Genomic DNA, 6,231 nt, shown 5'->3' on the forward strand with positions numbered 1-6,231 from the left:
ACATCTCTTGCCGATAATGCAATCCTAACAGCTCTTTCTACTGATTCTGATCCAGCCACTCATCGAAACTTTTCTTGGAAATGCGGTACTTGCCACCAACCATCACCCAACTGAATTCTTTCTTCTTGAGCAGTTCATAGATACACTGTCTGCTTACACCTAAAATATCCTGCAACTCCGCTACGGAATAACATCTCTTGTCCATTTTCGAATTCTCGCTTTCTGTATTTCTTAAGGATTAACCTTTTCAGTTACTAAATACAAAAAACGCAGAAAAAGTTTAGGCAGTGAAGCAAAAAATTTATGAAATGTTATTTATCCTTCCAGATACATGGTACGCATCTTTCTGAGTATAGTACCAAGTCTCTGACTGAGAGCTCCTTTTGTGACGCCAAGAATCTCTGCCACTTCTTTCTGTTTCATTCCCTCAAAATAGATAGACTTGATGATAAACTGCTCCTGAAGCGTAAGCTTACTGATCTTGTCATGGAGAATTTTGCTCTCCTCTTTCAAAATCATCAGTTCTTCAAGGCTGAGCTGTGTGTCATCTGCCATATCGGCAATAGAAAGTCCATCGCTGTTAGCACTGAAGGCACAATCGAGGATCTCACATCTCTTGGTCTTTCGCTTCCACTTCTTATCCTTCTTTTTTGCAGCATTCTCTTTCTCATTATCAATCTTCAGATCCTGAAGCTCTTCCATCTGAAGATCCTCTTCCCTGTAATCCGGTGCCCACTTACGGCTGCGATAAATCTCATTTCTATAATCGGCGAACATAGCCATCGCCACTTCCTTGGAGATCTCATAGAATACTCCATCAATCTTTGCGTAATATTTTCCTTCGAATTTATATGGATGCTGTACGTACATCTTCTTTTCCTCCTGAATTTGAAATCTTGTTCTCGTGTTTCAAATCCAAGAGCGGAGGTGCACGTGGTTTACTGATACGTCTGATCATCCTTGATTCCCTTTCCAATCACGCGGTCATATGCAGACCCGTGGTATTGGCTGGAAATCAAAGTTTTCAGCGTAAAAAGAAAAGCCCCATTAGGTTAAAATTCCTAATGGAGCTCCATGTACAAGCACACACCGTCTGTGTCTATTTGGCTCGTTGTTTTCTCATATTTAATTGACCTGCTGATCTTCTACTTCCAGCATAATCATTGTATCAGCCGGAAGTATCAGAGGTATCTCATATGCAGGCAGAAAAGTTTCATCGAAGTCGCAGAAAGTATCAAGTTGGTGAGACTCGAAAATGAGCAAAAAAGAACAGCCTGCACTATTACAAGCTGTCCTCAAAAACAAAATTGCACATCTGTTTAAATTATATTGACTCTATTATAAAGCAGTTCTGCTCTCTACCCTTTCCCTCACAGGCGACCGTCACACACATCCGCAGATATTTTGCATATGCCTTAAGTCTATAATACATGGATCCTTGCTCTGGTTGATATTCCCGATTCCCGCAGATAATCTGATCCATGGGAACTTTGAATAATTCACTCAGGGCATACACATTATCTATACTCGGAAGACTCCTCCCGTTCAACCAGTGATAAACGGCCTGCTGTGTGGCAAGGCCCATATATTTCTGAACATCCGTAACCGTCAGCCCCAAAGAATTCATGAGACGGCGGATCTGCTTTCCGGTTTTCACTTTATCAATTGTCGGAAACTGCTTCTCCATGCCATTTCTCCTTTTTCTCTGTTGCTCGGTCTATAGTAATTCGATGAATACTTGTGATATCAGAAAGAATTCCCCCTTTAATCAGCTTGCCAAGACTGACCGGCGTATAGTCACAGACATTGGCAGCCAGGTTCAGATGCTTGCATCCTTCTTTATAGGACTCAATGTTGCTGTGATCGTGACCATGAATGTTCAGGCACCAAGGCAATCCATATACCGGTTCATGAGAAAGAAGAATTTTTTCTGCAATCAATAATGGACCATCGTAAATCTCATCAAACAATCCTTTGTAATCCTTCTTCTTGTCATGATTTCCAAGAAGTAAAATCTTCTTTCTTGCCCTAATTTGCTTTACAAAGGAAGCATCACCGACATCGCCAAGACAGACAAAGGTATCATTCTTCATGACCAACGCATTGATTCTGGCCACTTGTTCCTCTGGCTCAATCCAGCCAGGATCCATCAATTTGCAATCAGGATCCCCAAAATGAGGATCTGATAAAATATATACGGAACCAGTTTCCGACCAATGGCGGAAAGGTTCATATAATGTCAAGATCACATAATCATCTCCTATCAAAGAACTGCAGAAAATAGAATACAGAATTAAACATAACCTTTTTCTATCCACTGCTCGAATATGTCTCTGTCTTCGAGTCTACATTCTTTATAATAATCCGGTTCATTGTCCCGAAGCCAGACTCTTTTCTTTTCAATTTCAGCCCTGACCTCTGAAGTATCAAAGCCAGAATACTTTTCTGCCGCAAGAACGATATTGACGATATCATTACCACAGACACAAACATCATAATCTTCAATATCCTTAACCCCCAAATGACTGGTTACTTCCTTTAATGGTCCGTGATACGAAATATAAATGTAATCATCCTTAAACAGATGATTCTCTCTTACCCATCTATACATCATATCCACAATCCCAGAGGTTCTAAGATATCCCTTCATATACCAGATTACTCTGCTGTGAATCTTAATATAATCCTCCGGCAGATCCGCTGCAGTCAGCTTCGTCGGATATCTGCCATCAGAATACAGAAGAAGATTATCTGTGTCTACAATCTCACGGAGACCTTTGCCAAATTTACCCTGGGTGTAGACATTGGCACCTATTCTTTTTCCTTTATAATACCTTGCCATACTTTATTCCTCCAGAATGTCCTTAAAAAACAATTCCTGGCTGTCACTTATCATTTTGAATTGCAGACAGTCTCTGAACCAAATCAAAATGCAGCTCATTTTCTACTGCACGCTCTACTTCAATGGATATCAGCAACTCTGTCACTACCTCCGCAATTCGCAATGCTTCCTGATCCTCCGTATAATACTCAAATAACTTTCTGATCTGACAATCATACTCAAGGATTCCGATATTCAGAGCATCAATAATCACCCCAAGCTGCGTGTCATCAATATAGACCCTGATTCTGAATTCGCCATTCATATCATAACATTCTGCTTTCGGAAAATCGCATGGATCATCTTCGCATGGAAGCGGTCTTCCGAAATCTACTGTATAACCACCCTCCGGTTTCAGAAACCATGCTCTTCTATAACGGAACTCCTGCTGCATATCATAGGCGATTGCAGCCTTCGCATTTCTGTCCGGCGAAAAAATACCATAACTTCCGTTTAATGAATACTTGCGCAATCCCGGCAGGATGATATTCCGTATATCCCAAAACTTTCTGCGAAGTGTATCATCCAATGCATCTAGCTGGCTACAGTTTCTGTACCATCTGAGATCCCATAACATATGATCATACTGACCTATCCATATTCTTGAATAGAAATCCAATGCATTCAGAACAATGCGAATCTCATTATCTGTAAATTCGAGTTCATGCATGCTGAAACACCTCCTCTACATGACACGATTAAATTCCATAAAGAGTCTATTTCTCGTGCTGTTTTTTCTGTTTCCATTCATACACTTTCTTATACGATCCTTATAATCTGCTCCCAGATCAAGATCTCCTCCGCATTCACATTTCGATTATCATGATAATGACCGAAAAACCATTTTTTGAACTTACACTTCTGGCGTATCTCCTCCAAATATTCATTCAGATAATCCTTGGAATAAAGTCCATGTCCAAGCAAAGCCTGGGTACTTGCAGCACAACTGTGAGTAACAATAAAGTCAACTTTATTATCATGCTTCTCCAAATTCTGTCGGCCTTCCTCCATCTCTTCCTCCGATGGTAATTCCTGCTTCCACCAGCTCCAATGATTGATACGAAATGGCAAGTATCCTCTGCTTAATGTGGCATACTTTTTTTCAAACTCCGGATCATCCGGTTCCAACACTCCGCCCTGGATATCATGGCTGCTGGCCCCTCCGAAGCTGAATATCTTCTTTTCTTCAATTTCAAATACCTGCCCTCTCATGAGATGAAGAACAGAGTCTCTGATTTTATGCACTTTTCCGCCGTGCCAGTCCTCTACCGGATATTGGTATAAGCGATCAAAGTTCTCATGATTACCACACACAAACAATGTAGTAAACGGCCTGGAATCCAGCCAGTCCAGAACCATTGTTTCTTCCGGACTTTCTTCATCCTTGTGCCACACACCGCCGAAGTCGCCACAGATAATCACGTAATCTTCTTTTGTCATCTCTTTCTGCTCAGGGAAAATGCTCGGATTGAACCGTTCAAAATTTCCGTGGCAGTCACCGGTTATAAAAATCATCGGCATTTGCTCCTTCAGTATTTTTAGTCCCACAAGGCAAAGAAGTGTTCTCTCATCAGATCCATAACTTCATCTTTACAGGCGATTCTGTACTGTTCTAACTTCTTTTCTTCATCCATGTATTTTTCCGATATTTCTTTGTATTCGGGTAGTTCACTCATAAAGTGGACAGTTCCACCGCCGCCTCGTTTTCGGTTGGCTTCCAGTTCTTCCGGTGTCTGAAGTTTTTTCCCAAGTACACCATATTTATCTCTGAATTCATCGAGAGCTTTCATATATTCCTCTTCGTATGAATTCTTTTTAGAGCATGTTTCTTCATCGGTTTCTCTCCAAAGAAAAATCATACGGTCCAATATCTTATCCCAGACCTCATGGCAAGTATCGTTTACAAGAATCCCATCCTCGTTTGTATAATTCTCTCCAAGATAACCCGGAGAACCGCAACGATGATTTTTCAGGTGTTCCAGCATGTCCGGCAGTAATACCTGCAGATATCCATACATATTCCAGATATCCGAATCCGCATATCCTCTGACAATTCTCTGCTTACTCCACTTGATACACTTTCTAACATGCTTCACGATTGCCAGAGTTCTGCTTTTTTCTCCCAAACCGCACATTACGAAATCGTGCCTGTTCCATATATTATTTGTGTGTCCTTCCTCGAGGGCCTTTTTTCTTCTTTTCTTAAGCATCTGATCCCTCCTTAACCCGTACAGTATTTCACAATAATTGAAATACTTTAATCTTATCAACTTCTATTACGGTTGTCATTCTACACGTAGTATAATAGCCATCCCTTACTCGTCATCATCCTCCGCAAGTAATCTCTTCAGCATATATTCCCTGTTATCCAGGAACATCTTTGTAATCTGATAGCTTTCCGTATCCTCATACCGAATCTGCCGGATGCTACCTTCATCAAAAGAAAAAATATCCGCATCCGGGATAGCAAGCAAAATCGGCGAATGTGTTACGATTACAAACTGTGCACCCTTTTGGGCCATCTTCACAAGATGGATTAATAATGTCAGCTGTCTCTACGGAGAAAGAGCCGCCTCGGGCTCATCCATGATATAGAGTCCCGGCTGGTCTGCTCTCTGGATAAAATCAAGAAAGCTTTCCCCATGAGATCTGGCGTGAAGATCCTGCATCTTACCATCATCGTTGTACTTTGTCATCAAAGCAGATGCTACATTATAGAAACTCTCTGCCCGAAGAAAATAACTCCATCTTGGTTTAGAGACACCTTTTCGAAGTTTGATTGCTGAAGCCAGATCCGAATAGTCATCATAAGTACTGAATCTATAATTGGCTGTACCACCTTCCGGGTTCAGACCACATGCTACAGCAAACGCCTCCAGCAATGTGGATTTACCGGATCCGTTCTCTCCTACGAAAAATGTAATATTACTCTTAAATTCAAAATGGTCAATATTCGCAATCGCCGGAATCTGATACACATAAGAATCCTGTAATTCCTCATTCCATCGAATATCAAAACCTCTGATAAATAAATCGTCCAAATCAATTCTCCTGTTCTTTTCAATCTGTTTCTGAACATATGCATCACGATCATTCAAAATAGCCAGCATCTCATCGACAATCATCTCCATGCTGCACTTCCCCGTATTTCTAATATACCGAAGCATACACTCTGCCGTAAAGTCGGTACTCAGATATTTTGTGATCGCTGTTGCAAATTCTTCGGAGAAATGTATCTTTAAACCTAGATTATTCACGGCAATGCCGTGAAAGTGGCCGAAAGCCACATAGTTACAGTATTTTAACTGAATATTGCTTTTCACCTATTAAGTGAATGAAAAAAGAGCTTC

Annotated in this window: 8 protein-coding genes and 1 pseudogene; all 9 read right to left on the reverse strand. The window is 40.9% G+C overall.

Annotated features, from left to right (window positions below; genetic code table 11):
* Nucleotides 1-37: 37 nt before the first annotated feature.
* Nucleotides 38-205: a helix-turn-helix domain-containing protein gene (locus ACTNES_RS09390; protein WP_096241492.1), complete on the reverse strand. Its 168-nt coding sequence runs from the start codon at nt 203-205 to the stop codon at nt 38-40.
* A gap of 110 nt (nt 206-315) precedes the next feature.
* Nucleotides 316-870 (reverse strand): sigma-70 family RNA polymerase sigma factor, encoded by a 555-nt coding sequence (locus ACTNES_RS09395; protein ID WP_441039172.1) that lies wholly within the window; start codon nt 868-870, stop codon nt 316-318.
* 454 nt (nt 871-1,324) lie between these two features.
* The gene (locus tag ACTNES_RS09400; RefSeq protein ID WP_300335092.1) at nt 1,325-1,687 is read right to left on the reverse strand and encodes a helix-turn-helix domain-containing protein; all 363 of its coding nucleotides are present in this window, start codon (nt 1,685-1,687) and stop codon (nt 1,325-1,327) included.
* Nucleotides 1,662-2,249, reverse strand: a complete 588-nt coding sequence (locus ACTNES_RS09405; RefSeq protein WP_300335090.1) for a metallophosphoesterase — start codon at nt 2,247-2,249, stop codon at nt 1,662-1,664. The genes ACTNES_RS09400 and ACTNES_RS09405 overlap by 26 nt, the downstream gene beginning before the upstream one ends.
* A 44-nt stretch (nt 2,250-2,293) precedes the next feature.
* The gene (locus tag ACTNES_RS09410; protein ID WP_300335088.1) at nt 2,294-2,842 is read right to left on the reverse strand and encodes a hypothetical protein; all 549 of its coding nucleotides are present in this window, start codon (nt 2,840-2,842) and stop codon (nt 2,294-2,296) included.
* 43 nt (nt 2,843-2,885) lie between these two features.
* Nucleotides 2,886-3,551, reverse strand: coding sequence for a hypothetical protein (locus ACTNES_RS09415; RefSeq protein ID WP_441039173.1), 666 nt, complete (start codon nt 3,549-3,551; stop codon nt 2,886-2,888).
* A gap of 89 nt (nt 3,552-3,640) precedes the next feature.
* Nucleotides 3,641-4,396 carry a metallophosphoesterase family protein gene (locus ACTNES_RS09420; protein WP_300335084.1) on the reverse strand — a complete coding sequence of 252 codons (756 nt, stop codon included), beginning with the start codon at nt 4,394-4,396 and terminating at the stop codon, nt 3,641-3,643.
* A gap of 23 nt (nt 4,397-4,419) precedes the next feature.
* Complete coding sequence (locus ACTNES_RS09425) at nt 4,420-5,091, reverse strand: hypothetical protein (protein WP_300335082.1); 672 nt, start codon at nt 5,089-5,091, stop codon at nt 4,420-4,422.
* 105 nt (nt 5,092-5,196) lie between these two features.
* Nucleotides 5,197-5,922, reverse strand: a pseudogene (locus ACTNES_RS09430) (AAA family ATPase).
* Nucleotides 5,923-6,231: the final 309 nt, after the last annotated feature.

The organism is Blautia sp. HCP3S3_D9 (genome assembly GCF_052063845.1).
In the GTDB taxonomy this organism is placed as follows: Bacteria; Bacillota; Clostridia; order Lachnospirales; family Lachnospiraceae; genus Blautia_A.